The organism is Apibacter sp. B3919, assembly GCF_026537405.1.
In the GTDB taxonomy this organism is placed as follows: domain Bacteria; phylum Bacteroidota; class Bacteroidia; order Flavobacteriales; family Weeksellaceae; genus Apibacter.
The window spans coordinates 76,466-102,057 of the sequence record NZ_JAFNMG010000006.1 but is presented as its reverse complement, the minus strand read 5'-3'; the positions used below and the strand labels follow the sequence as shown (position 1 = coordinate 102,057).

The window sequence follows — 25,592 nt, the reverse complement described above, 5'->3', positions numbered from 1 at the left end:
AAAACAGGTTGTTGAAAAACCAACAACCTGTAAATAAAGAGCAATTAATTAGTGAGTAATTTGTATTCGAATTTCGGATATCCTCTTCGTCCATCCTTATCCGTCATATTTAAAAATTTGAGTTTAAATAAATTGCCTTTAGAATCTTTAAGAACATAAAACCGATCCGTAAATACCTTTGCCCCTCCATACGTTGTTCTCCAACTGGAGCCAATAGCTCTGTGATCGTTATAAACAAATTTTGTATAATCTACTTTTTCCTTGGTAAAATCTTCGTAACTTCCCACATCAGATATATTTGCTTGATAGGCTCCGGTGTTATTCATCGTATTTATGGTCACAAAATCAGAAAAAGTATACGTACCATGTCCTTTATTTTCATTGATGAAAACTGTAAAGCATAGATCCCACAAGTTTTTGGCAGGCTGAACTTTGACGATGCCAACGGATAAACTTAAATAAGAAAAATGATACTCTTTATCTTTTTTAACTATCATTTCATGATGCGTTGTATCATTTATATCTGCAAATTGAATTTTATAACTATTAGAATCATTACGAAGAACCCTAATTTTTTTCCATCCTCTGTGTTTTCCTACAACCGTTAAATCATTCGTATTACCGCTAAACACAGAATATCCCATATTAACAAGATACACATGGTTTTCTTCATCTTTTTCGCTTATTTCATCAATGGCGGTGCGCTCCAAATAATTTCCCATAATATCATCAACATACTGCACATTATCCGCTTGAAAATTACCTACCGTTACTACCGATTTCATAGAAGCGATATCAGATTCTTGCACTTCATCTATCGAAGTAGAATTCAATTTACCTGCAGCCATTAACGTGGAATTATTTAAAATAACACGGAATTTATCCCCACCATAAAATCCAAAATCCCAAGAATCCCTTTGATTTACATTCACTCGGTTTTGATCCAGATCAACCCAAACTTGATTAGGTTCGGTAGGTCCTCCAACGGGAACATCTAAAGTAGCTCCCGGTTGAGGAACCACGATAGGACTATCATCTTCTTTACAATTTAAAAGAACAACAAAAGAAATGAGTATAGGTAAAAAATATTTTTTCATCATTTATATATTAAAATTAAAACCAAGTTTAGCGAAGTACGATCTACCATAAAATAAATTGATACTTTTTACAGGTCCGTCGTGAGCTCCTGCTTGTGCAGCAGTAGTATTTACTTTCTTAACATCAAAAATATTTCTTACCCCTGCCGTAAGTTCAATAAATTTGTTAAAAAATGATTTCCTAACCGAAAAATCTAATAAATTAAAATCATCTTGTTTTCCCAAGTAATAAGAATCAGTTTTAGAATCTAATACATAAGAAGATTCTTTTCCATTATATTTATAAAAAAGAGAAAAAGTAGTATCCCATTTCTTAATTGTATAGTTAACATTAGAGTTTAATTGAAAGGTATACAAATAATCGTTATCAGGGGTTGTAATAGGAATTCCGTTGATATTGTCTTCTAACGTTCGAGAAACTCCAAAATAAGAAGCATTCAGGTTAAAATGAAAATTTTGAATTCTCATATTTGAATTGAATTGTACTCCCCATGTTTTGAACTTATCCACATTTAAATATTTATATTCTAACGGTTGCATATTAACCGTTGCAAGTTCAATTTTGTCTTTTAAATTAATATACAACGTACTTAGCGTGATATCACCTTTAAAGTTATCTTTAGATTTAAATTTCTGATTCCAATAAATGGAACTGGAATATCCTTTTTCGGGAACTAGATTTTCATTTCCTTGTACATTATGATTAGTATCTACAAAATACGTATACAATTCGTCAAAATTTGGAGTTCGATTGGTAGAAGTAACTTCCGTACGAAAATTAGAATTAGGAGATAGTTGATATTTCATAGCCAGTGAATAAGAATACTGATTATCAAATTTTGTATTAAAACTGGCTCGGAATCCGGGTTTTAAATATAGGTCCGGGTTCGCTTTGATTTCAGCAGATCCAAATACATCATAATTGTCTAAATGTTTTTTCAAATCTTCTTGAAAGCCGGAAGTGTTCATTCCTCCAATCGAACTGGAATTCGCAGACCTTAATCCTTCAATAAAATTAAATTCATAGCCAATTTGATAAGATAATATTTTATTTAGGGAAGGAGAACTAAAAGTTCCGCGAGTGTACCAGGCATCAGTTCCGGCATATTTTTTATAGGCATCTTTCTTTCCAAAAACCTCTCTCATACCAATATCGTATGTATAATCCCTGCTTTTTCTACTTTGTTTTTGATAAGAAAAATCTCCGTTATAAGTTAGATAATTGAAAAGTTTGGCACTTAAAAAAAGATGATGAAGCCAACGATCTGTTTTAAAATTTCGATCCTTAGAAGCATAAGTAAAAAGACCACCTTCAGACAATGCCCTGTAATCAACGATAGGATTATAATAATTAGTCAACTCAATTAAGAATTGTAAATTATAAAAAGCATTAAAATCAGTAGTTTTATAATGAATAAGAGCATTGGAATTCCATTGTTCCTTTGGAAGCCATTCATATCCTCTATTACCATCATTCTCATAATATCTTTTACCCTTTTTGTTTCCGAAAAAACCTTTAAAATCATTACGATTTGCTCCTAACGATAAAAACCATTTATCTGATAAAGAATGAGAAATATCTAACGATTGAATATGTCTGCCCTGTTCTTTCCAATCATACTCTTTACCTACCGTTTCCTCTTGTACATAACCGGAAACTTTCCATTGGGAATTGATTTTTTTACGGGTTATGATATTGATAATTCCCGTAAGTGAATTAGAACCGTAATCCGTACCCATACTTCCTCTCACAATCTCGATCCGTTCCACATTATCTAAATTAATTTTAGTTAAATCAACATTGGAGCCCATTCCATAATCACTCACCATAGGAATGTTATCTATTAATACTTTAAAATATTGACCGTCCAAACCGAAAAGAGAAGCTTCAGAATCCCCGTTTTTACTGTTGGGTAGAGTATTAAAGTTAAGATAATAACTTAAAATGTCCGATATATTGGATGCTGCTCTATTTTTAATATCTTCTTGGGATATGACCTCAACTTGATATATGGATTTATCCACACTTTGTTGATGATATTGACCTGTTACCACAATTTCGTCAATATCCTTTACTTTATTTTTTTTGTCATTAGTCTCTTGAGAATAAGATAAATTGCTTAAAATCAGAGATATATATAATAAAAAGAACTTATTGGAGCTATTCTTTTTCATAGTTTTTTTAGCAAAAGTAAAAATAATTTAGAATAAATCTAAATATTATTGAGAATAAATCTAAATAATAATTATATTTGCCCTAAATAAAAATAGAATAAAAACTTAAATCTATTGATTATGAAAAGGACTATACTGCTTATAGTATGGTTTATGGTACAAGTTACCGTACATGCTCAAGAAAAAAATATCGCTCTTTCCTTAGGCTCTTCTTATACCCAACAAGTATATTTTCAATTGGGTTCTAATAATCAAATTACCCTGCCCACAACAGATTGGGACTTAGCTTTTCTAAGAAAAGATGCCAGAAGTTTTGCTACACGCGTGAATGATGCACGCATTAAAGTTTATGAAGCAGCAAATGCAGCTTCAGATTGGAATAGCATTGATGTATCTAAGAAACAACAATGGAAAAAATTATATAATAGCGAGGTTAAATGGGAAAAAGGAGCGTTCGATAACGGTTCGGCAACCTACGGATGGGGAGAATATTTTATGCCCACCCATCATGTAGTGGGTTCTATCATATTTGTATTAGAATATGACGATGGAACTCTTATGAAATTTATGATTGAAGATTATTTTAAAGGATATACTTGTAAATATGCCATTTGGGAAGGAACATCATGGAGTTCAGATCGATCCTTTACAATCTTAAATTCCACAGGTGAAGGAAAAATGTTTAACTATTATTCATTGAAAAATAATAAATTGGTAGATACAATTCCATTGGATGCAGATTGGGATTTGCTTTTTACAAAATATACTTCGTTCTATAAAAACATAGATTATGTTTCTGTAACAGGAGCATTACAAAATACTCACGTTGCCGTTGCTAAAAAACTAGAAGGCGACCAAACTGAACTTCAAAATGAAAATTTTAAAAAAGAGATTAATACCATAGGAGACCGATGGAAGGAACTATCCGGTTATTCATACGTAATTCCAAAAAATAAATATTACGTTAAAACAGAAAAAGATCAAACAACGAGCTTATATGAATTATGGTTTACGGATTTTGGAGGAGCAGCTACAGGAACTATCAATTTCACTTATAAAAAAATAAATAACTTAGGAATAGAAGAATTGACAGATCATTCTTCCTTTACGGTTTATCCTAATCCAATAGTAAATAAAACGGCTACCTTACTATATGATATTAAAAATTCCAATGCAAATAAGGCAGAATTATCCATATATAGCTTAAGTGGTAAGAAAATGTACGAAGATAAAATCTTGGGGCAAGCCGGTTTTTATTCAAAAGAATTGAATTTATCTGCCTTAACACCCGGAATTTACATTCTCGTTTTCAAAGTAGGAGATCATAAAGCGACCAAAAAAATCATTGTCAAATAAACGTTTATCAAAGAAAAATCAGGCTTACATAAATATTATGAAAATGAAAAAAAAGAAGCTCTTATTGAGTATAATAGTGTGTATATTAGTATTACTAATGGCAAGTTGGATCATTTGGAATAAAACTGCCTCACCAACAAAAGTAGCTTTAGTAAACTTTCAAAAATTTCAAACCACCAGTCTCATTCAATCCAATAAAGACCCCTTCATTCAATACGAAGAAGTTTCTTTAGAAGATTTATCTAAATTAAAAAAGTACGATTTTATTTTAGGATTCGGTATGGGAATGAAAGCATCTGCGGAAGAAAGGGAGCAGCTAAAAAAAATTATGCAAGACGGTAAACCCTTTTATATATACCGAGCAACCAATCCCGAAAATAATCTGTGCAATTTAGACAGCACACGGATGAAAGCGGTAGAAGCATTTATGGATAGTGGAAACAAAAAAAATTATCAAAGCCTTGCCAGATATATACGTAAAAATATAGATAAAAAGATATTTTTTGTTACGGAACCGAGCCCCATAGTTGAGACTGCAGAAGATGTATTGTATCATTTAGATGAAGACTTGGCTTTTAAAAATGTAAATGAATACGAAAATTACTTAAAGAAAAATAATTTTTATAAAGAGGGCGCGCCCAAAGTTGTCATTTTGGGTGGATTAAATGATCCGTATAGTGGAAATAGAGATAACCTGGACAGCTTACTCGTTTCTTTACAAAAAAAAGGATTTAATGTATATCCCATATCCTCCACATTTGAGAGGTTGGAATTTTTAAAGGAAATTCAACCGGATGCAGTTATACATTTCGCACACGGAAGACTAGCGCTGGGAAAAGCAGAAGAAGCAGTAAACTGGTTAAAACAAAGAAATATTCCTGTCTTTACGCCACTTACCATATTAAAAACTAAAGAAGAATGGCTTAAAGATCCCATGGGAATGATGGGAGGTTTCCTCTCACAAAGTGTAGTTATGCCTGAATTGGATGGATCTATATATCCATACGTTTTAAATACCCAAGAATTAACAGATAACAATCTTTATTTATTTAAAACAGTGCCCGAAAGACTCCAAAATTTTGTACAAATCATTCACAATTTTGTAGAGTTAAAACATAAAAAAAATGAAGATAAAAAAATAGCCATCTACTATTATAAAGGACCCGGTAAAGAATCCTTAACCGCACAAGGACTAGAAACTGTTCCTTCACTTTATAATTTTTTAAAACGATTAAAAAAAGAAGGATATAAAGTAGATAATTTACCCGAAAATGTACAAGATTTTGAAAAAATATTGATGACCCAAGGTTCTGTAATGAGTACTTACGCCCAAGGAGCTTTTGATGAATACTTGAAAAATGGCAATCCCGAATTGATTGATAAAACAACGTATGAAAACTGGGCAAAAAAAACACTTACCCCCGAAAAATATGCCGAAGTTACAGTGGTTTACGGAGAAGCTCCGGGTAATTACATGAGTAAAAATATAGGTGAAAAATCGTATTTAGCGGTTTCACGAGTTCAATTCGGAAATATTGTACTATTACCTCAACCTATGGCAGGATTGGGAGATGATACCTTTGCCATAATCCATGGAGCAAAAACAGCTCCTCCTCATACCTATATTGGGTCCTATCTTTGGGTACAGCACGGATTCCAAGCCGATGCGTTGATTCATTTTGGAACTCATGGAAGTCTGGAGTTTACTCCTCAAAAACAAATTGCCCTGAGCAATGAAGATTGGCCGGATAGACTAGTCGGAACCTTGCCACATTTTTATTATTATACCATTGGAAATATCGGAGAAAGTATGATGGCTAAAAGACGTTCCTATGCCACCTTACTATCTTATCTAACTCCTGCATTTATGGAGAGTCAAACCCGTTCTCAATTTAAAGAATTGCAAGATAAGATACAATATTACTATAAATCCGAAGAATCCAATCAGCCGTTAGTATCCCTTGAAGTAAAGAAAATAGCGGTAAAAATGGGATTGCACAGAGATTTGCGTTTAGATAGTATAGCAACCAAACCCTATAATTTAGAAGAGATAGAAAGAATAGAAAATTTTGCCGAAGAAATTTCCAATGAAAAAATGTCCGGGCATCTTTATACTTCCGGAGTACCCTATACTAAAGATAAAATCATATCAACCGTTCAGGCAATGAGTACAGATCCAATTGCTTATAGTCTGGCCGCCTTGGATAAACAAAGAGGAAAAGTAACCGAAAAACAACTCAAAAATAAAGTATATTTTAAACAAAGATATTTAGACGTAGCCAAAAATATAGTTAATCAAATCTTATCAGGAAAAGAAGCGAGTCCTGCATTTATTTGCAGCGTTGCCGGAATTGATGAAAAAGAATTGGAACAGTCTAAAATGATTATTTCGCCTCCAAAAAGAACGTTTAAAAAAAGTACTAAAAGTACCGCAGGCAAACCTTCTAAAATGGAAAACTCTTCAGGTCAATCCAAAAATACCTCTTCGCAACAAGTTGCACATACAGCTCCAAAGGAATCAGAGAAAAAGCCTATGCATGGAATGGCTAATAAAAAGATGACTTATACCAAAGAGCAAAAATCTAGAGCAAGAGCCATTGTTGAAATTGAAAGAACTATAACCAACATAAAGAAATACGAAAAAAGTTTAGAAGAAAGTCCGGAGTTGGAATTTAAAGCATTAATCAATGCACTATCCGGAGGCTATATTGAACCTTCTTCAGGAGGAGATGCTGTGGCGAATCCGAACGGAGTTCCTACAGGTAGAAATTTGTATTCCATTAATGCAGAATCCACCCCTACCGAAATAGCATGGGACAGAGGAAAGGAACTTGTTAATGCAACTTTGGCACAATACAAAGCAAAGCATGGAACGTATCCTAAAAAAGTGAATTATACCTTTTGGAGCAGTGAATTCATTGAAAGCGAAGGAACAACCATAGCGCAAGTTTTATATATGTTGGGAGTTGAACCGGTTCGTGATGCCTTCGGAAGAGTATCCGATTTACAACTAATTGAATCCAAAGATTTAGGAAGACCGAGAATTGACGTAGTGGTGCAAACTTCAGGACAATTTAGAGATCTGGCAGCTTCCCGTTTGGCATTACTATCAAGAGCAGTGGAAATGGCCGCATCTGCAAAAGATTCCAGCTATGAAAATTTAGTAGCTCAAAGCACTCTGGATATAGAAAAAAGTTTAGTCGATGAAGGAGTACCTCCTCAAGAAGCCCGTCAGATTTCAACGCAACGAATATTCGGAGGAGTTAACGGAATGTATGGAACAGGAATTCAAGAAATGGTAACCAGCGGAGATAAATGGGAAGATGAAAAAGAAATAGCAGAAACCTATATCAATAATATGGGAGCAATATACGGCAGTGATAAAAATTGGGGTGATTTTCACAAGGGATTGCTAAAAGCTGTACTAAAAAATACAGATATGGTTGTTCATCCAAGACAAAGCAATACTTGGGGAGCTTTAAGTCTAGATCATGTATACGAGTTTATGGGAGGAATGAATTTAGCCATTCGAAATGTTACAGGTAAAGATCCCGATGCCTATTTTGCAGACTACAGAAATCATACTAATTTCAAAATGCAAGAATTGAAAGAAGCTATAGGAGTAGAAGCTCGTACCACCATCTTCAATCCTGCCTATATTAAAGAGAAGATGAAAGGGGGAGCATCCAGCGCGGCCGATATAACAGAGGTTATAACCAATACCTACGGTTGGAATGTAATGAAGCCCGATGTGATCGATAATGAGATGTGGGATCAGATTTATGATACCTATGTAACCGATAAAACTAATTTAGGAACCAAAGAATTTTTCAAAAAAGTGAGTCCGGCAGCCTTAGAAGAAATTACAGCAATCATGCTTGAAACTTCAAGAAAAGGGATGTGGAAAGCCACTGAAGAACAAATAAAACAAACGGCTCTCGTACATACACAAGTTGTGAAAGAATTTGGACATTCAGGAGCAGGATTTTCCGGAAATAATAAAAAACTCCAGGATTATATTTCAAATAAAGTTACACCTCAGCAATCTACAGAATATAAGCAACAAGTAACTAAAATGAAAATAGGAGAATCTTCATCAGATTCTAAAGAGGGGATGGTTTTGAAAAAAGAAGAAGTTTCCAAAGGAGTTAATAAATCAGAAAAAACAGCAGTCAATGGAGTAATTATAGTTACGGTTATAAGCATTGTTGCCCTTTCACTATTAATGTATATAAGGAAAAGAAGAAAAAACGGTTAAGATCAAAGGATATTATTTTATGGAACTCATCATACATTTATTAATGGCTCTTATCCTATTAAATAGCATTATTAAGCTAAGTTTTTGGAAAATAGGGCAAATAGCCTTAATGATGCTAGTATACATAGTCTATATACTTTTAATTTATCCCGTAGCCATTAAGCAATCTAAAACACAGATAGAAGATTTTTTAGCTGATCATGTGATGATGCAAAACATGTCCGTAGTAGTTACGGTAGAATCGGCGGTATGTTTTGCTTTCTGTTTTGCAGCACTAATGGGACGGTTTGGAAGTAAAAAACATAAGATAGTTCGATTAATGTTAAAATATTATCCGGGAATTTTGCTTTTTTTAGTTTTATTTTATGGATTGACTCAAGCCGCATTTACCTTTACCGGTTTCCACTTTTTAACCATGGCAATCCTTTATGCATCAATCGTTATTTTATGTATGGTTTTAGCTGTCATAACTCTTAAAAAACTGATTCCGGAATTTGATTTAAGACTTGAAATACATTTTATGGTGAGCTTAATCATTTGTATACTAGGACTCATAACCACCGTTGATGGAAAAATAGTATATAAATCCTCAGAAGAAACCATAAATGTTAACTATATACTTTTATCGATGGGACTATTCATTTTCTTTTTTCTAATAGGATTTTTAGGAAATAAAATTAAATGGAGGTTAACTAAATGGAAAAATTGTTAAACACTAAAAGAAAAAATTAAAATAACTAATAAATATGGAAATTATATCAAAAGTATTATTTTGGGTAGCGAATAGTTTATTAATTCCCGATATCATCATCTTACTAATATTGTTCGCTCGTTCATTGCTTCTTTTAGGAAGCTTTTACAATCAATTTATCGTTAAAAGGAATAACGATAAAAAGATAAATCCGGTTATTGAAAACCTTACTCAAGAAAAATTAAAAGATTTACGAGCAACCTTGCCTTCAAAAAACAATTCCTTATATATAAAATATTTAAGGACATTATTGGAAAATACCACCCATGAAGCCTATGCCGATTTTACCATTTCCAATTTTGAAAATGAAGTAGATAAAGACCTTTCCTTATCAAAAATGCTTGCAAAACTCGGACCTGTCTTAGGCTTAATCGGTACTCTGATAGCCATGAGTCCGGCACTGGTTGGGCTGTCCTCTGGGGATATTTCCGGTATGGCGTATAACATGCAAGTAGTTTTTGCAACAACTGTGGTGGGATTGGTAGTAAGCGCAATCGGATTAGTAACTTTACAAGTTAAACAACGATGGTATGCAAAAGAAGTTAACAATTTAGATTATGTAGCAAGAGTAGTAACGGGTAATGTAAATTAAGAATGAAAAGGCGAAGAAGAATTAACAGATTTCTAAAAGAAGAAGATACCGATCCGCTTAGTGTCATTGTAAACCTATTTGATGTAGCTATGGTTTTTGCCGTTGCTCTTATGGTTGCCATGGTTATGAATTTAAATATGGGTGAAGTATTTTCCAATGAAGATTTTACCGTTGTTAAAAATCCGGGAAAAGAAGATATGGAAATAATAACCAAAGAAGGAAATAAAATAAACAAGTATACCCCGTCCCAAGAGAAATCCACAGGTAAAAAAGGGAAAAAAGTAGGGATAGCTTATGAACTGGAAAATGGAGAAATAATATACGTACCCGAGAAATAGTTCCGACATTATATGATATTTTAAAATAATAGAGTACATTTATCAGAAAAAAATATTTTACTTTATCAAGGAATATGACAAAATAACCGATAAGTAAAGTGGCATGATAAATGCAAGATTCAAATCGTAAAATATTAATATATAGAACAGTAAGTCATACATGGACGAAAATTTTTCACAACAAGTCAAAGATGTAATAAGCTTCAGCAATGAAGAAGTATTACGATTAGGTAATGACCATATAGGGACGGAACATCTTGTACTGGGTATCTTACGTGAAGGTAACAGCAAAGCTATTACCATACTTCAAAGTTTAAATGTTGATTTAGGTGACTTAAGGAGAAAAATAGAAAATCTTAATAAACCTGAAATAAGTATAAAAGTAGACAGGAATCGCATCCCGTTTACTAAAGCTGCCGAAAGAGCTTTAAAAACAAGCTTTTTAGAAGCTAAGCTTTTTAGAAGCCCGGAAATAGAAACCATACATTTATTGATATGCATTTTGAGGATAGAAAGCGATCCGGTAACCCAGCTTTTCAAAAAGTATAATATCGATGCTAACATCCTTAAAGAAGAATATAGATTTCAGTTTCAAGAAGATTTTACGGAACAACCCACCAATGAATTTTCTGAAGAAGAAGGCATTAGTGAAGGAAATCAATACGAAGCACCTAAAGGAAGCAGATCCAATCCTTCGAAAAGCAGAACACCGGTATTAGATAATTTCGGTAGAGATTTAACCACCGCTGCACTCGAAGGTCGTTTAGATCCGGTAGTAGGAAGGGAAAAAGAAATTGAAAGAGTTTCTCAGATATTAAGCAGAAGAAAAAAGAATAATCCTTTGTTAATAGGAGAGCCCGGAGTCGGTAAATCAGCCATTGCAGAAGGCCTCGCTTTACGAATTGTTCAAAAAAAGGTCTCTCGTGTTTTATACAACAAACGAGTAGTTACCCTAGATGTAGCCGGACTGGTTGCAGGTACTAAATATAGAGGACAATTTGAAGAAAGAATGAAAGCCATCATGAATGAGCTTGAGAAAAACTCGGATATTATTCTCTTTATTGATGAAATCCATACCATAGTAGGAGCCGGAGGAGCCACAGGCTCTTTAGATGCTTCCAATATGTTCAAACCGGCATTAGCAAGAGGAGAGATACAATGCATCGGAGCGACTACTTTGGATGAATATAGGCAATATATTGAAAAAGACGGCGCCTTAGAAAGACGATTTCAAAAAGTAATGGTAGAACAAACTTCTCCGGAAGAAACCATTATCATATTAAATCAAATTAAAGATAAATACGAAGAACATCATAATGTAACTTATACCGAGGAGGCAATTAAAGCTTGTGTAAATCTTACTACAAGATATATTACCGACCGATATTTACCGGATAAAGCGATTGATGCGCTCGATGAAGCGGGATCAAGAGTCCATATTAAAAATATCAAAGTTCCAAAGGAAATAGTTAATTATGAGAAAGAATTAGAAAAAATCAGAGCTGAAAAGACTAAGGTAATTAAAAGCCAAAAATATGAAGAAGCTGCAAAATTAAGAGATACCGAAAAAGAGATTGAAACTAAATTAGCGAATGCACAAAGAGAATGGGAAAAATCTTCAAGAGAACATCGGGAGATTGTTACCGAAGATAATGTTGCAGAGGTAGTTTCAATGATGAGCGGTGTACCTGTACAAAGAGTTGCAGAAGGAGAGCTTAAAAAACTTGCTCAAATGAAAGATTTGATGAAAGGTAAAATTATCGGTCAGGACGAAGCGGTCAACAAAGTAGTAAAAGCCATTCAGAGAAACCGTGCCGGATTAAAAGATCCTAACAGGCCTATAGGTACATTTATATTCTTAGGAGCAACCGGAGTTGGAAAAACTCAATTAGCAAAAGTTATTGCCAGAGAATTATTTGATTCAGATGATGCTCTCATTAGAATAGATATGAGTGAATATATGGAAAAATTTGCCGTATCTAGATTAGTAGGAGCTCCTCCGGGATATGTAGGATATGAAGAAGGAGGGCAATTGACAGAATCCGTAAGAAGAAAACCTTATGCTGTAATCCTCTTAGATGAAATTGAAAAAGCACATCCGGATGTATTTAATATCCTTTTGCAAATTTTAGATGACGGACATGTTACGGATAGTTTGGGAAGAAAAATAGATTTTAGAAATACAATAATCATTTTAACTTCCAATATCGGAACTCGTGAACTCAAAGAATTCGGTGACGGTGTTGGATTTGGAACTTCTGCCAAAAAATCATCTTCCGATATAAGAGCAAAATCTACTTTAGAAAACGCTTTAAAGAGAACTTTTGCGCCTGAATTCCTAAATAGGATCGATGATGTTATCATCTTTAATAATTTGGAAAAGGAAGATATATCCAAAATTATAGATTTAGAATTGAAAAATGTGTACGATAGAATTGCTAAAATTGGATATGAAGTAGAATTATCTCCGGAAGCTAAAGAATTCATCATTGAAAAAGGATGGGACAAAAATTTCGGTGCACGTCAGCTTAAACGAGCGATCCAGAAATATGTGGAAGATGTGATCGCTGAAGAAATTATCAATTCATCGATACATGATGGAGACCATCTCTATATTGGATTAAATAAAGAAAAAGACAGTACGGAAATTAAAATACTGGAGGTTGAAAAAGAATCTCCGACTAATGAATAAAGTTTAAATTAATGAACAGCCTGTTTGATTGTATCAAGCAGGTTTTTTTTATTTTATAAATACCGGAGTAGTTAATAAATAGTTACAATCCATAAAAAATCCGAGAGAATTACTAATGATAAACAAAAAGCATTTGCCCAGAATGGCTGTAACCCTTTTATTTTTTTTCTTTGGAGGCAGTTCCGCGACCTGGGCTTCACGAATTCCAACGATTAAATTATCGATGAATGTTTCCGATTCCAACTGGGGATTGGTTTTACTATTTTTATCAATCGGAACACTTATTACGTTACCTTTTGCGGGTAATTTAATAAAAAAGCTGGGAAGTAAAAAATCAACCCTTATATTTATCATTCTTTACTTTATATTTTTAATCGGGATTGGATTTTGCGGTGAATTATGGCAATTGAAACTCAATTTAATAGCCTACGGGGCCATAGGTAATTTAACCAATATAGCTATCAATACACAAGCTGTTAATGTGTCAAAATCCTATAAAGGTCAAATAATAGGCTCCATGCACGGTACTTGGAGCATTGGAGGTTTTTTTGCTTCTTGGTTAGGAGCGGTAATGATTGCTAAAAACATACCACCTTCTGAGCATTTTATTTTATATTCTTCCATAGGAATTCTGGTTTCCCTTTGGTTATTCAGATACTTGTTGCCGGATGAATCCAAAGAAGAATCAATGGAATTACCAAAAAAATCAAAATTTATCAGAGTTGATAAAAATCTTATTGTCTTAGGATTTCTAGCTTTTTTTGCTATGGTTTCTGAAGGAACGATGACCGATTGGTCCAATGAATATATGAGGAATATAGTGAAAGCCGATAAAAAATATATCGGATATGGATTGACTGCCTATATGGCAGCCATGGCTTGCGGACGATTCATTTCTGATTTTGTAGTTCGAAAATTCGGTTCAAAAATTACGTTGATCATCAGCGGATCTTTAATTTTTATAGGTATGATCTGTGCTGTTCTATTTCCAACATTACTAACTACACTTCTTTCGTTCGTTATTGTTGGACTGGGAATATCTGCAGTCGTACCCTTAGTATATACCTTAGCGGGAAATTCAAAAACTGCTTCGCCCGAACAAGCGCTTACAGTTATTACCAGCATTGGTTTTATCGGTTTTTTTCTAGGCCCTCCTTGCATTGGTTTTTTAGCTGAAAAATTTTCATTACAAATATCTTTTACTTTCATTTCCTTATTTGGAATAGGAATAATTTTCTTGGTAAGATTTTTTAAGATAAAGTAAATATATTTCTTTATCTTAGAGGTAAAATAATATAATATAAAATTATTTTATTATGAAAATTATGGTATATTTACATCACTTATCAAGAAAGGTGGAGGGACTGGCCCTGTGAAACCTTGGCAACCGGCCTGCTTAGGCTTGGTGCTAATTCCAGCCCTGAGGGGAAAGATGAGTGATTCGCGAGTTGTGAGTATGTTGAGTTGTGAATAATTTCTTTTTTCCTTTCCGGTTTTTCTTGATACAGTTTTAATAAATATAATTTACTAACTGTAAGAAAGATAATGAAAAAAGTTTCTTTGTTAATGGTAAGTTTAATTTTAGAATTTACCAATTATGTGGATGCTCAAGAAAAACGAGCCGTAGATTCCCTTGATCTTGAAGAGATTGTTGTAGTCGGTGGCAGAAGTTCAGAACGAACCAAAGTAAATTCTCCCGTTGCCATAGATGTAATAGATGTCAGGAAAATAGAAAAGGCATCTCCTCAATTAACCGTTAACGACTTATTAAATTATTTAGTACCTTCATTCAATTCAGTTCGCCAATCTTCTTCCGATGGAACGGAACATATTGATCCGGCTACCTTGAGAGGTATGGGTCCCGATCAGGTTCTGGTATTAGTGAATGGAAAAAGACGGCATACTACCTCATTAGTCAACTATCAAAATACAGTAGGTAACGGATCTGTGGGTACAGATTTAAGTGCCATACCCGTTTCAGCAATAGAAAAAATAGAGGTTTTGAGAGATGGTGCTGCAGCTCAATACGGTTCGGATGCCATTGCCGGTGTAATTAATATTATTTTAAAAAAGAATGAGGGCGGCTCGGCATCCATCACCTATGGATTAACCAATAGAAATGACGGGGAAACTTACAATTTTAGCGGAAATTACGGGGCTAAATTAGGAGATAAAGGAGGAAGTATCAATCTTTCTTTTGTAGTCAGCCAAAGAAATAAAACCAATCGTTCTTATGATAATAATCTGGACAAGTTTGGCGATAACTTTGCCTATGATTTTGCACCGGATCCCGATCAGGCCAGAATAAACGATGAAAAAATTATGGCAGAAATGGGTTTAACCCAAAAAGACTTCCGTTTCAGGGCAGGAGATGCTCAAATTAAAAATCAACAGTTTTTTATAAATTCCATTTATCCATTATCCGAAAAGTATGAGTTCTATTCATTCGGCGGAGCAAGTTTAAGACAAGGAGAAGGAGCTGAATTCCGAAGACTTCCCAGTGAAAAAACTAATGTAGTTAAAGAACTTTATCCGATAGGATTTCAACCTTTATTAAAATCCACTATTTATGATATTTCTAACTCTACGGGAATAAGATATATGCATAATAATTGGATGGTAGATATAAGTAATACCTTTGGAGAAAACCTTTTTAATTATAAGGCTACGCATACAAACAACGCTTCGTTGGGTATACATTCTCCAACGGAATTTAAAGCCGGGGGACATGAGTTTATGCAAAATACTATCAATCTGGATATTTCTAAAAAAATAAATACACTTCTTTCCGTTGCCTTCGGAGGAGAATTTAAATACGAACAGTATAGAATAAAGGCCGGTGAAGAAGGCTCATGGATGCGTTACGATAAATTTGGTAATCCGGCAACAGCATCTACTCTTCCCACCGATATACTGGGAGAGGGGGGAGCACAAGGTTTTATAGGATTTTCTCCTGAAAATGCGTTAAAAGAGGACAGAAATAATGCCTCCGGTTATGCGGATGTAGCATTTAAAAAAGGAAAATTTTCCGGTGATTTGGCAGGAAGATATGAGCATTATTCCGATTTTGGTAATTCTTGGATAGGAAAGTTGGCGGTGCGTTATGAATATGTAAACGGATTTGCTGTAAGGGGAGCTTTCAGTAATGGATTCAGAGCCCCGTCTCTTCAACAGCAATATTTCAATAATTCTTTTTCCAGTATCTCATCGTCGGGATCAGGAGTTGTTTCTAAAGGTATATTTAGAAATGACAGTCCTTTGGCAAAAGCTTTAGGTATTGATAAACTTAAAGAAGAAAAATCTATAAATGCGAGTGCCGGTTTAACATTTAAACCTTCTAAAAAAATATATGTAACCGCTGATGCTTACTATATCAAAGTTAAAGATCGTATTGTACTCACGAGTGAATTTGTTAATGCAAAAGTAGAATCTTATGGAGTGGAAGGAGCACGATTTTTTACTAATGCTGTGGATACGGAAACGAAAGGTATTGATATAGTGGCCACATATAAAGTTGGTTTAGGAAGGGGAAATCTGGATATAAGTTTATCAGGAAACTATACAGAAACAGAAATTGTTGATTATCATTTTCCCAAAGTTTTTGAAGGAGACAGAAATGAATATTTCGGTCCCGATCAAACCAATATAATTGAATCTTTAAGTCCAAAAGCAAAGGCAACTTTAAGCTTCAATTACTCAGTTTCGAAATGGAATTTATTAGTAAGAAATACCTATTTCGGTAAAGTTACGAGAGATGGTTACCCATACGGTTCGGTACAACATCACGATCCTAAATTAGTAACCGATTTTAGTATCAGTTATTCCATACGAAAAGATTTAATATTAACGATGGGCGGGAATAATATTTTTGATGTATTTCCGGATAAGCAAATCTATGAAAATTCTTATTATAATGTTTTCAAGTATGCACCGGTACAGATGGGTACAACCGGAGCTAATTGGTTTACTAAGCTTTCTATGAATTTCTAAAATTAGACTTATATATTTAAAATAAATATGAAAAAAATAGGCTGGAAGACAGCAACTGCCATAGTCATATCCAATATGGTAGGAACGGGAGTGTTTACAAGTTTAGGATATCAAGTTCCGGAATTACACAATACGTTTACCATTATTCTTTTATGGACAATCGGGGGAATACTGGCTTTAATAGGTGCTTTTATCTACGCGGAATTGGGAGCTCATTTTAAGCAATCGGGAGGAGATTATATTTATCTTTCTCGTACCTATCATCCTATCATGGGTTACATCACCAGTTGGGTATCGCTTATAGTTGGTTTCTCCGGTCCGATTGCTTTAGCGGCATTAGCTATGGCTAAATATTTGGGTTTTGAAAATGAAAGAAGTACAGCTATTCTCATTATCATTATTATTGCTATATTTCAATGTTTCAGCCTAAAGGTAAGCAGTCGTTTTCAAAATATATTTGCCGTTCTTAAGGTAGCATTCATTATAGTACTGATTTTAATTGGAATTTCGATAAGTCCGTCTCCTACCAATGCATTATTATGGGATAATTCTTGGACTCATGAAATTATCGTTTCGGCTTTTGCCAGTTCGTTAGTGTTTGTAACCTACGCCTATACCGGTTGGAATTCTGCCTCTTATATTGTTGAAGAAATTGAAAAGCCAAAAGTTAATCTTCCCAAAGCGTTGATAATAGGAACTGTTTTTGTAACAGTAAGTTATGTGTTGGTAAATTTTGTTTTTTTAAAACATGCTTCAATCGAACAAATGGAAGGAAAAGAAGACATTGCCAATATCGCATTTACCAATATTTTAGGCGTTCGGGGAGTAAAATGGATAAGTTATTTGATTGCATTGCAATTAGTTTCAACCATTAGTGGCTATTTGTGGGTTGGATCGAGAGTAACCCAGGCAACAGCAAAAGAAAATCATCTTTGGAGTTATTTAGGTAAAGAAAATAAAAACCGAATACCTATTTGGGCTGTAGTTGCTCATACTCTTATTAGTATACTAATAATATTGAGTGGTAAATTTGAAGAAATTTTTATTTACACAGCATTTGTACTTCAACTTCTTTCAACGGCTGCCGTGAGTACTTCTTTATTTATTAAGAAAAAAGATCGGGTACTTTTCAAAGGAAATATTTTTTTACTAATGCCCGTTATCTTTTTACTTTTCAGCTTTTATATTTTGTATTTTACTTTTGTCAACCATCCTCGGGAGAGTATTATTGGATTAGGAATCATAGGAGCCGGTATGACCCTTTATTTTTTTGATAAAAAAAGAGTTGATTGAAAATATCAGTTTAATGAATATAAAAAAAACCGAAAGATTTGTCTTTCGGTTTTTTAACGTAATTCTTAGGTTTATTTTTTTATGAATTTGTAATTCTTTCCTAAAATTTTTATAATATAAAGATTGGGCTGTAGATCAGAGACATTTATAGAAATTTTGTCTTCAATTAAAAGTCGTACATTTTTAACTAGTTTTCCACTATTATCAAATATAGTTAATGTTATAAATTTTTGAATATTTGAAGGAACACCTTTTATATTAAGTGTTTCATGAGCGGGATTAGGATATATGATTATGTTATTGTTATCAGTAATTTTATCATTGAAAATTTGATTTACGATTAAATCATAGCATTTATTTTCAAGAAAAGCATCTTTATATCCTTTAACCATTATGTAATATGATCCGGGAATTAAATTTATTTGAAATTGATCTTTATTATTCTCTGTATTCGTGCTACGGGTAATATAATTCTTTGAAGAATCATATAAAGCCAAAGTATAATGTTCAGAAAAGTTTTTAAGAATAATTTCAATAGTAGATTTTTTATAAATTGAAAATTTATAATAATCTAAATCATAACTGGAGCCAAGTGCAGCTGAATATAAAGTATTGATGTTTATAGGATATGCAGTTTCAAACGAATCATTAGGTTCGTAATTAGCTGCACAATTAGTAGAAGTACGGAATGAATTTTCTTCAAAATTGGAACTGATAGAGGCAGAATAATTGGCTTTTACTCTCCAATTATAAGTGGTATTTGCATTTAATTTTGAGAGAAGAAAAAATGTATTTGTAGTTGCAATGGCAGCTGTTGTCCAGGTTAACTCTAAAGATGATTTATATTCAACGGTATAATTTGAAATCCCGGGCATTTCATCCCATTTTAAAATAGCGCTGTTGCTAGTAATATCGTAAGCACTCAGATGGGTAGGAGTTGGATAAATTAAGGTATTGAATGTAGACTGAGCATAATTGGAACTGTTTGAAGTATAGCAATTTGCTTTTACTCTCCAACTATATGAGGTATTTGGTTTTAATCCTGTAAGGGTGTATAAGGTGTCGGTTGATTCAAGGGTTTTAGTATTCCAATTTTCTTCTTTATTTGTTTTATATTCAATAGTATAACTTAGAATTCCCGGTATATTATTCCATTTTAATACGACACCAGTTGAAGATATATTCGAAGTAGTGAGACCCGAAGGTATAGAACAAGTATAATTAATAGGGTGTATATTTATTATTGCACTTTGATTGGATTTATATCCTGCCGGTTCAGATAATTGAAAGTATCCATCTGCATAACCGCCCCAACCAAAATTAAAATGAATGAGGTTGTTACTATCAATTCCATCAGCAATAAAGGTATGTGCTCCTTGCCTGTTGCTTCCTTTATAAAACACAGGATAATTTTTTATTAGCTGATCCTTAATTAGTTTTATCCACTCGGGATTACTATAATTTCCTTTATTAACCATTTTTATATCCGAACTGTATTGAAAGTAATTTTTCAATGCTTTTAAAACTGAGTTATTAAATGCCCCCGAACTGTTAGGTCCGTAAATCATATTAACCGATATACCGGTGTGAAGCATTAATGTGGCAACTGCATCGATTTGTTGCGTGGTGGATGTAAGGGAAAGGGAAGTAGGCATATTATTCCATAAATAGGTAGTGTTAGCAAAATCAGCTGTTAATGTTTTACCTTTCCAATCATAATAAGTATTTTGAATCTTATAGGTATTAGAGCTTTTACCTTTGACAGGGTAATTCCAATATTTCATAATTTGGGCCATAGTGGTAGCCACACAACCCGTTAGACAAGATTGGTTTTCATAAGTTTTGGGTACCAACTTATTATAAAATGTATTTTGACTCCACTTTGTTGTAATCAAAGGATCTTTTGTTAAAGGAATTTCATTGTATTTATGATTCATTTTAGATAAAGGCATTTCTTTTCTATAAAGTAAAGCGTCCCATTCTTCTTTTATTAAAGATCTTTCTTTATCCTCGCCGATTTTTTTTATTTTACTTTTTCTTAAATATTCGTTTGCTGATTGGTATTCTCTAAGAAAGTATAAAAATTCGGGCGATTGATTTCCTTCCGGGTTAAGAGTTGTATCAAATGAATAAGCTAGAATTGGGTGGTTTTCACTTTGTGAAGAAATTATTATAAAACCATTTAAGCTTTTAAAAATGTAGAAACCATCGTATTTTTTATCAAAACGATTGGTAATATTAATTAATTTATTGTGGTTTGAATTTTTTAACTGAATCCTTTGATTTAAAAAATTATTGGCTACAATACGGGCAGTTTTTTCAGAAATATCTTGACTATAAAATGTGTAAGATATAAATATAGCTATAATTAAAATAGAATATTTTAATCTCATCGGAATTGTTTTTAGTGTTAATAATGAAGTAAAATTGTAATTACTATAAATTTAATTATTCTAATAAACGTATACTGTTTGGTATAGAATATATAGTTGAATGGAGTGAAAAGATTTTGATGTAATTATTTTAAATTAAAATAATTACTTACTAGGAAAAAATAAATTTATTAAGATAAAACATAAGCTTTTTAAGTTTTTTAGGTTACTATATATCAAATTTACTAAATTATATTAAATAATGTGTAAAAATGATAATATAAAGTTTACTATTAATTTTTCTTTTTTGCATATCTATTTTATAAATATAATTTGCATAAAAAAACCGAAAGATTGATCTTTCGGTTCTTTTTTAATTAAAATTAAAAACTCATTTTTTAATGAATTTGTAATTTTGCCCCTGAATTTGTAAGAAATAAATATTCGGAGGGAGGTCTGAAACATTTACAAGTATATTATCGTCAACTTTAGATTGCAAAATTTTCACAACACGCGCATTTCTGTCAACTATTGTTAATGTAATAAGTTTTCCTTTTTCGAGTATATTTAAACCTTTTATATTTATAGCATCATGAACAGGATTAGGATATACGATAACGGAATTCTCAGGATTGTCAAATTCAACTGAATTCTTGGCAGGAACATAATTAACACTTAGATTGTAACATTTGCCCGGCTCATATGCGCCATTTTTACCATAAACATATACATAATAAATGCCTTTATTTAAATTTTTAATATCAATAATTTCTTTGGTAGTTCCGCTGTTAGTACTACTTCCTATTTCTCTTTTTAAATTATCATAAAGTTTAAGGTCATAATCATTGGGTAAATTTTCTAAAACAACCAAAAGATCAGATTTTTCACCGATATATATTTTATAATAATCATCATCAGTTGAAGAACTTATATCAGAAGAATAGGTCAAGATATTTCTTATTGTATAAGCAGAATCAAAGGTGTTATTAGGCTCATAATTACCCTTACATAATGAATTACTGCTTTCTGTTTGAACTTCTAAATTATAACAAAAAGTAGTATCATAGGCACCTTCATATCCATATACGTATACATAATAATTACCGGCAGGTAAATTTTCAGCTACAATTTTTTCATTTATTGTACCCTTATTTGAACTGCTGTCAATTTCATCACCTACTTCATCAAGAAGTTTTAAATCATAGTTTTTAGGTAAATTTTGAAGTAAAACCGTTATGTCTGATGTTTCACTGATTGTAAATTTATAGTAATCTTTATCTGTTGGAGAACCAATACCTGCTTCGTATACGGTATTCAGATTTATTGGCGTTGCTTTTTCTAACGAATCATTAGATTCAAAATTATTAACACATGGAGAATCTGTTGCGATCGTTTCTACTAATAAGTCATAACATTGAGTAGCATTAAATGCGTTATCAATTCCTTCAACCAATATATAATAAGTTCCGGGATCTAAATTGTCTAGATTAATAGTTTCATCGCTTAGATCTTCATTATAACTTCTTCCTATTTCTCTTTTAGAAGAATCATAAACTTTCAATTCATATTTATCAGCTATATTTTGAAGAGTAACCGAGATGTTAGATTTATTATCTAAAATAAATTTATAATAATCAAGATCATTAGGAATTCTTATTCCTGCTGAATATGTATTATCAGTTTTAATATGAATGGCATGTTCAAATGAATCATTGGGTTCATAATTATTAATACAAGAATGTCTGGATATATCAGTATCAATTAAAAGTCTGTAACATTCTATTGGATTTAATTTACCTGTTATTTCAATGTAATAGGTACCTGAAGGGAGATCTTCAATATGAATTACTTTGTTATTGGGTTCATCAAATACTCCTTTAGCTACAAATTTTTTAGATGAATCATATAAATTGAATTCATAACCAAAATAAATATTTTGAAGACTTATATTAACATTAGAAGTTTCTTTTAATGTAAATTTATAATAGTCCATGTCTCTAGAAGATCCAATAGCCGCATAGTAAGTGGTAAGAACATCAATTGGATAAGCTTCTTCAAAAGATTCATTGGGTTCATAATTAGTACTGCATGTAGGAGCAGCAGGTCCGGAATTGAACGTTAATTCATAACATTCTGACTCATCATATACATCATTATAACCAGATACTTTTAAATAATAGGTACCGGGTAAAAGATTTTCAATTTTAATTCTTTCTCTTGACTCGCTACCTGCAATACTCTTCCCAATTTCTTTAAAATAACGATTATATAATGTTATATCATAATCCTTATTGAATTTATTCATTATTACTATTAAATTTGAATTAGTAGTAAAAACAATTTTGTAGTAATCAACGTCACCAGGATATCCTATACCTGCATAGTAAGTAGAATCAGAATTTATTAAATAAGCATCAGCAAATGAATTATTAGGTTCGTAATTATTAACGCAAGCAGATGAAGTAGGGGATTCAGAGATACTAGTTTGAAAAGTTGTTTCTGCAAAGTTATTTGTATTAGAATAATTAGCATCGCAATTGGCTGCTACTCTTGCAGTATATGTTGTATTTGCCTTTAAATTTACTAATTCAAGAGAAGATCCTGTAGCTTTATCATTAGCAACAGTCCAATTAGAATCACCACTCGATTTATATTCAATCTTATAACTTTTAAATCTAATATCATTATTCCAATTAAGAGTGGCACTGTTGGATGATATGTTTGATGTTGAAAGACTTGAAGGTGGAACGCAATAAGTATCTGAAGGATAGATATTTATTACTATCATTTGGCTGGATGAATAACCGTGAAGATCATTAATATAATAATATCCGTTAGCCTCTCCAGCCCATCCTAAATTAAGATGTACATAGTTATTTGAATCATATCCGTCAGCTATATATGCATGTTCAGCACCCGGGCCTATAGATGAAAAATAAACAGGGAATCCTTGTGAAATTTGGTCTTTAATAATATTTAACCATTCCTCATCTGAATTAAAATCGGATCTGTTTTTTAATTCAATATTTGAGCTGTATTTAAAATATTTTTTTAAAGCATTGGGAACTTTTTCACTATGAGCACCTGATCCAATTGGTCCATACATCATATTAACGGAAATTCCGGTATGAGACAAGAGTGTAGCCACCGCATCGATCTCCTCTTCAGTAGAACTTCCTGAAAGCGAGTTAGGCATCTTACTCCATTGATAGTTTGTTTTTTGAAAATTAGCACTTAACTTTTTCCATTTCCAATTATAGAAATAATAAAAATAAGAGGAAGGAATTCGATAAGTTACAGAATCATTTCCTGTAGCAGGATAATCCCAATATTTCATTATTTGTCCTAAAGCTGTTGCAGCAGAACCCGTAAATGTGGGTTGCCCTTCATAGGTTATCGGAGTTTTTTTGTTATATAAAGGAGCTTGATCCCAATTGGTTTTTATCAATGGAGCAATCGAATCCGGAATTATAGCATTAACCGATGGCTTTTTTAATAATTGTGTATAATTTGGAAATTCATTATCGGAAAGTAAAGCATCCCATTCTTTTTTTATTTGTTCCTGATCTTTACTATTAGATTTTTTTAAAGAGTTTTTTCTAAGATTTGAATTGGTATACTGATAGTTATTTAAAATATTTAAGAATTCTGGAGAAGTCTTTTTATTTGTTGGTATGGATGAGTTTAAAGAATAAGCTAAAATCGGATGATTTGCGCTTTCAGCGGATACAATACAGAATCCGTTTCCATTCTCCACTTTGAATACATAAAAACCATCATATTTTTTATCAAAAGTTGATGTAATGTTTGTTAATTTGAATTGTTTCGATAATCTTTTTAAAGGATCTTTAGCTTTCAATTTTAAAAAATTGTTAGCTACTCTTTGAGCAGTTCTTTCTGAAATATCTTGTGCTTGAGAAACACTAAATATAATGAAAGCTGTAATAAAGAGCAACGGTTTAAAATTTATCATAATCAGAGTTTAGGTTAAATTAGTAAATAAAATAATGTTGAGTTTATATTGTATAACAAGTATTCTTACTATTTTATTCAAGATAAAATAATGAAAATATTAGGGATCAAAATACCTTATTATTTAATAAAAAGGTATAAATGCTTAAAATATAATTTATTAAATCTTAATTATTTCATTTCATTTATATATATTTTGGTTAACATAATTCAAATATATAAAAATTATTTATATTATAACAAAATACTATAAACATATAATATATTTATGTTGATAAATATAAATTAACTTTTTATCAATAGTAAATATATTATTAAGATTTGATACGTAATTAATGTTTTTACTTTATATATTAATAATATTTCTAACATACTATTAGATATAATGAATTTCAAAAAAATATATTTTATGTTTATAAGGAATAATGAAAAGATTAAAGAAAAGTGATTATTGATATAATATAATTTATGATTTAATTTATGTATTATTAGGTAAAAAAATCTGATATTTAATGTTTAATTTGATTTTATGATATAAATAGTAAAAGTATTTAATAATATTGATTACTTTATAGTTTAAAAAAAATATATATAATAATTAATTTTTGAGAAAGATAAGAGGATTAAAATTTAATATATATAGTGTAAGATTATTTTTAATTGTAAACCTATTGACCAAATAAATTAAATTCAATTATAATTATGA

At 32.0% G+C, this 25,592-nt stretch carries 13 protein-coding genes and 1 riboswitch; of the genes, 9 read left to right on the top strand and 4 right to left on the bottom strand.

The features are described 5' to 3' along the window. Positions 1–44: 44 nt before the first annotated feature. Together J3U20_RS09655 and J3U20_RS09650 are read right to left on the bottom strand one after the other, a co-directional pair. Positions 45–1,097, bottom strand: a complete 1,053-nt coding sequence (locus J3U20_RS09655) for an HmuY family protein (RefSeq protein ID WP_160543023.1) — start codon at positions 1,095–1,097, stop codon at positions 45–47. Between the two features lie 3 nt (positions 1,098–1,100). After that, on the bottom strand, positions 1,101–3,272 hold the full coding sequence (locus J3U20_RS09650) for a TonB-dependent receptor plug domain-containing protein (protein WP_160543024.1): 2,172 nt from the start codon (positions 3,270–3,272) through the stop codon (positions 1,101–1,103). 120 nt (positions 3,273–3,392) lie between these two features. Between J3U20_RS09650 and J3U20_RS09645 the strand changes: the two genes are divergently transcribed. The 9 genes from J3U20_RS09645 to J3U20_RS09605 all read left to right on the top strand — a co-directional run bounded on the left by J3U20_RS09645 (position 3,393) and on the right by J3U20_RS09605 (position 18,542). Next, positions 3,393–4,628, top strand: a complete 1,236-nt coding sequence (locus J3U20_RS09645; RefSeq protein WP_160543025.1) for a T9SS type A sorting domain-containing protein — start codon at positions 3,393–3,395, stop codon at positions 4,626–4,628. Between the two features lie 43 nt (positions 4,629–4,671). Next, positions 4,672–8,886, top strand: coding sequence for a cobaltochelatase subunit CobN (locus tag J3U20_RS09640; RefSeq protein WP_160543026.1), 4,215 nt, complete (start codon positions 4,672–4,674; stop codon positions 8,884–8,886). A gap of 19 nt (positions 8,887–8,905) precedes the next feature. Beyond that, entirely contained in the window at positions 8,906–9,598 is a 693-nt protein-coding gene (locus J3U20_RS09635; RefSeq protein ID WP_160543027.1) for a hypothetical protein, read from the top strand. 34 nt (positions 9,599–9,632) lie between these two features. Then, positions 9,633–10,229, top strand: a complete 597-nt coding sequence (locus J3U20_RS09630; protein ID WP_160543028.1) for a MotA/TolQ/ExbB proton channel family protein — start codon at positions 9,633–9,635, stop codon at positions 10,227–10,229. A 2-nt stretch (positions 10,230–10,231) separates the two neighbouring features. Then, complete coding sequence (locus J3U20_RS09625) at positions 10,232–10,567, top strand: DUF2149 domain-containing protein (RefSeq protein WP_105296926.1); 336 nt, start codon at positions 10,232–10,234, stop codon at positions 10,565–10,567. 160 nt (positions 10,568–10,727) lie between these two features. Beyond that, positions 10,728–13,259, top strand: a complete 2,532-nt coding sequence (locus tag J3U20_RS09620) for an ATP-dependent Clp protease ATP-binding subunit (RefSeq protein WP_160543029.1) — start codon at positions 10,728–10,730, stop codon at positions 13,257–13,259. A 115-nt stretch (positions 13,260–13,374) separates the two neighbouring features. Further along, on the top strand, positions 13,375–14,523 hold the full coding sequence (locus J3U20_RS09615; RefSeq protein ID WP_160543030.1) for an MFS transporter: 1,149 nt from the start codon (positions 13,375–13,377) through the stop codon (positions 14,521–14,523). A 76-nt stretch (positions 14,524–14,599) separates the two neighbouring features. Then, positions 14,600–14,698, top strand: a riboswitch (SAM riboswitch). 106 nt (positions 14,699–14,804) lie between these two features. Continuing rightward, on the top strand, positions 14,805–17,249 hold the full coding sequence (locus tag J3U20_RS09610; protein WP_160543031.1) for a TonB-dependent receptor plug domain-containing protein: 2,445 nt from the start codon (positions 14,805–14,807) through the stop codon (positions 17,247–17,249). Positions 17,250–17,276: 27 nt separating this feature from the next. Continuing rightward, entirely contained in the window at positions 17,277–18,542 is a 1,266-nt protein-coding gene (locus J3U20_RS09605) for an APC family permease (protein ID WP_160543032.1), read from the top strand. 71 nt (positions 18,543–18,613) lie between these two features. Here J3U20_RS09605 and J3U20_RS09600 read toward each other — a convergent pair whose 3' ends face one another. Together J3U20_RS09600 and J3U20_RS09595 are read right to left on the bottom strand one after the other, a co-directional pair. Beyond that, positions 18,614–20,935: a C10 family peptidase gene (locus J3U20_RS09600; protein ID WP_160543033.1), complete on the bottom strand. Its 2,322-nt coding sequence runs from the start codon at positions 20,933–20,935 to the stop codon at positions 18,614–18,616. Positions 20,936–21,305: 370 nt separating this feature from the next. After that, positions 21,306–24,887, bottom strand: coding sequence for a C10 family peptidase (locus J3U20_RS09595; RefSeq protein ID WP_160543034.1), 3,582 nt, complete (start codon positions 24,885–24,887; stop codon positions 21,306–21,308). Between the last annotated feature and the right edge of the window lie 705 nt (positions 24,888–25,592).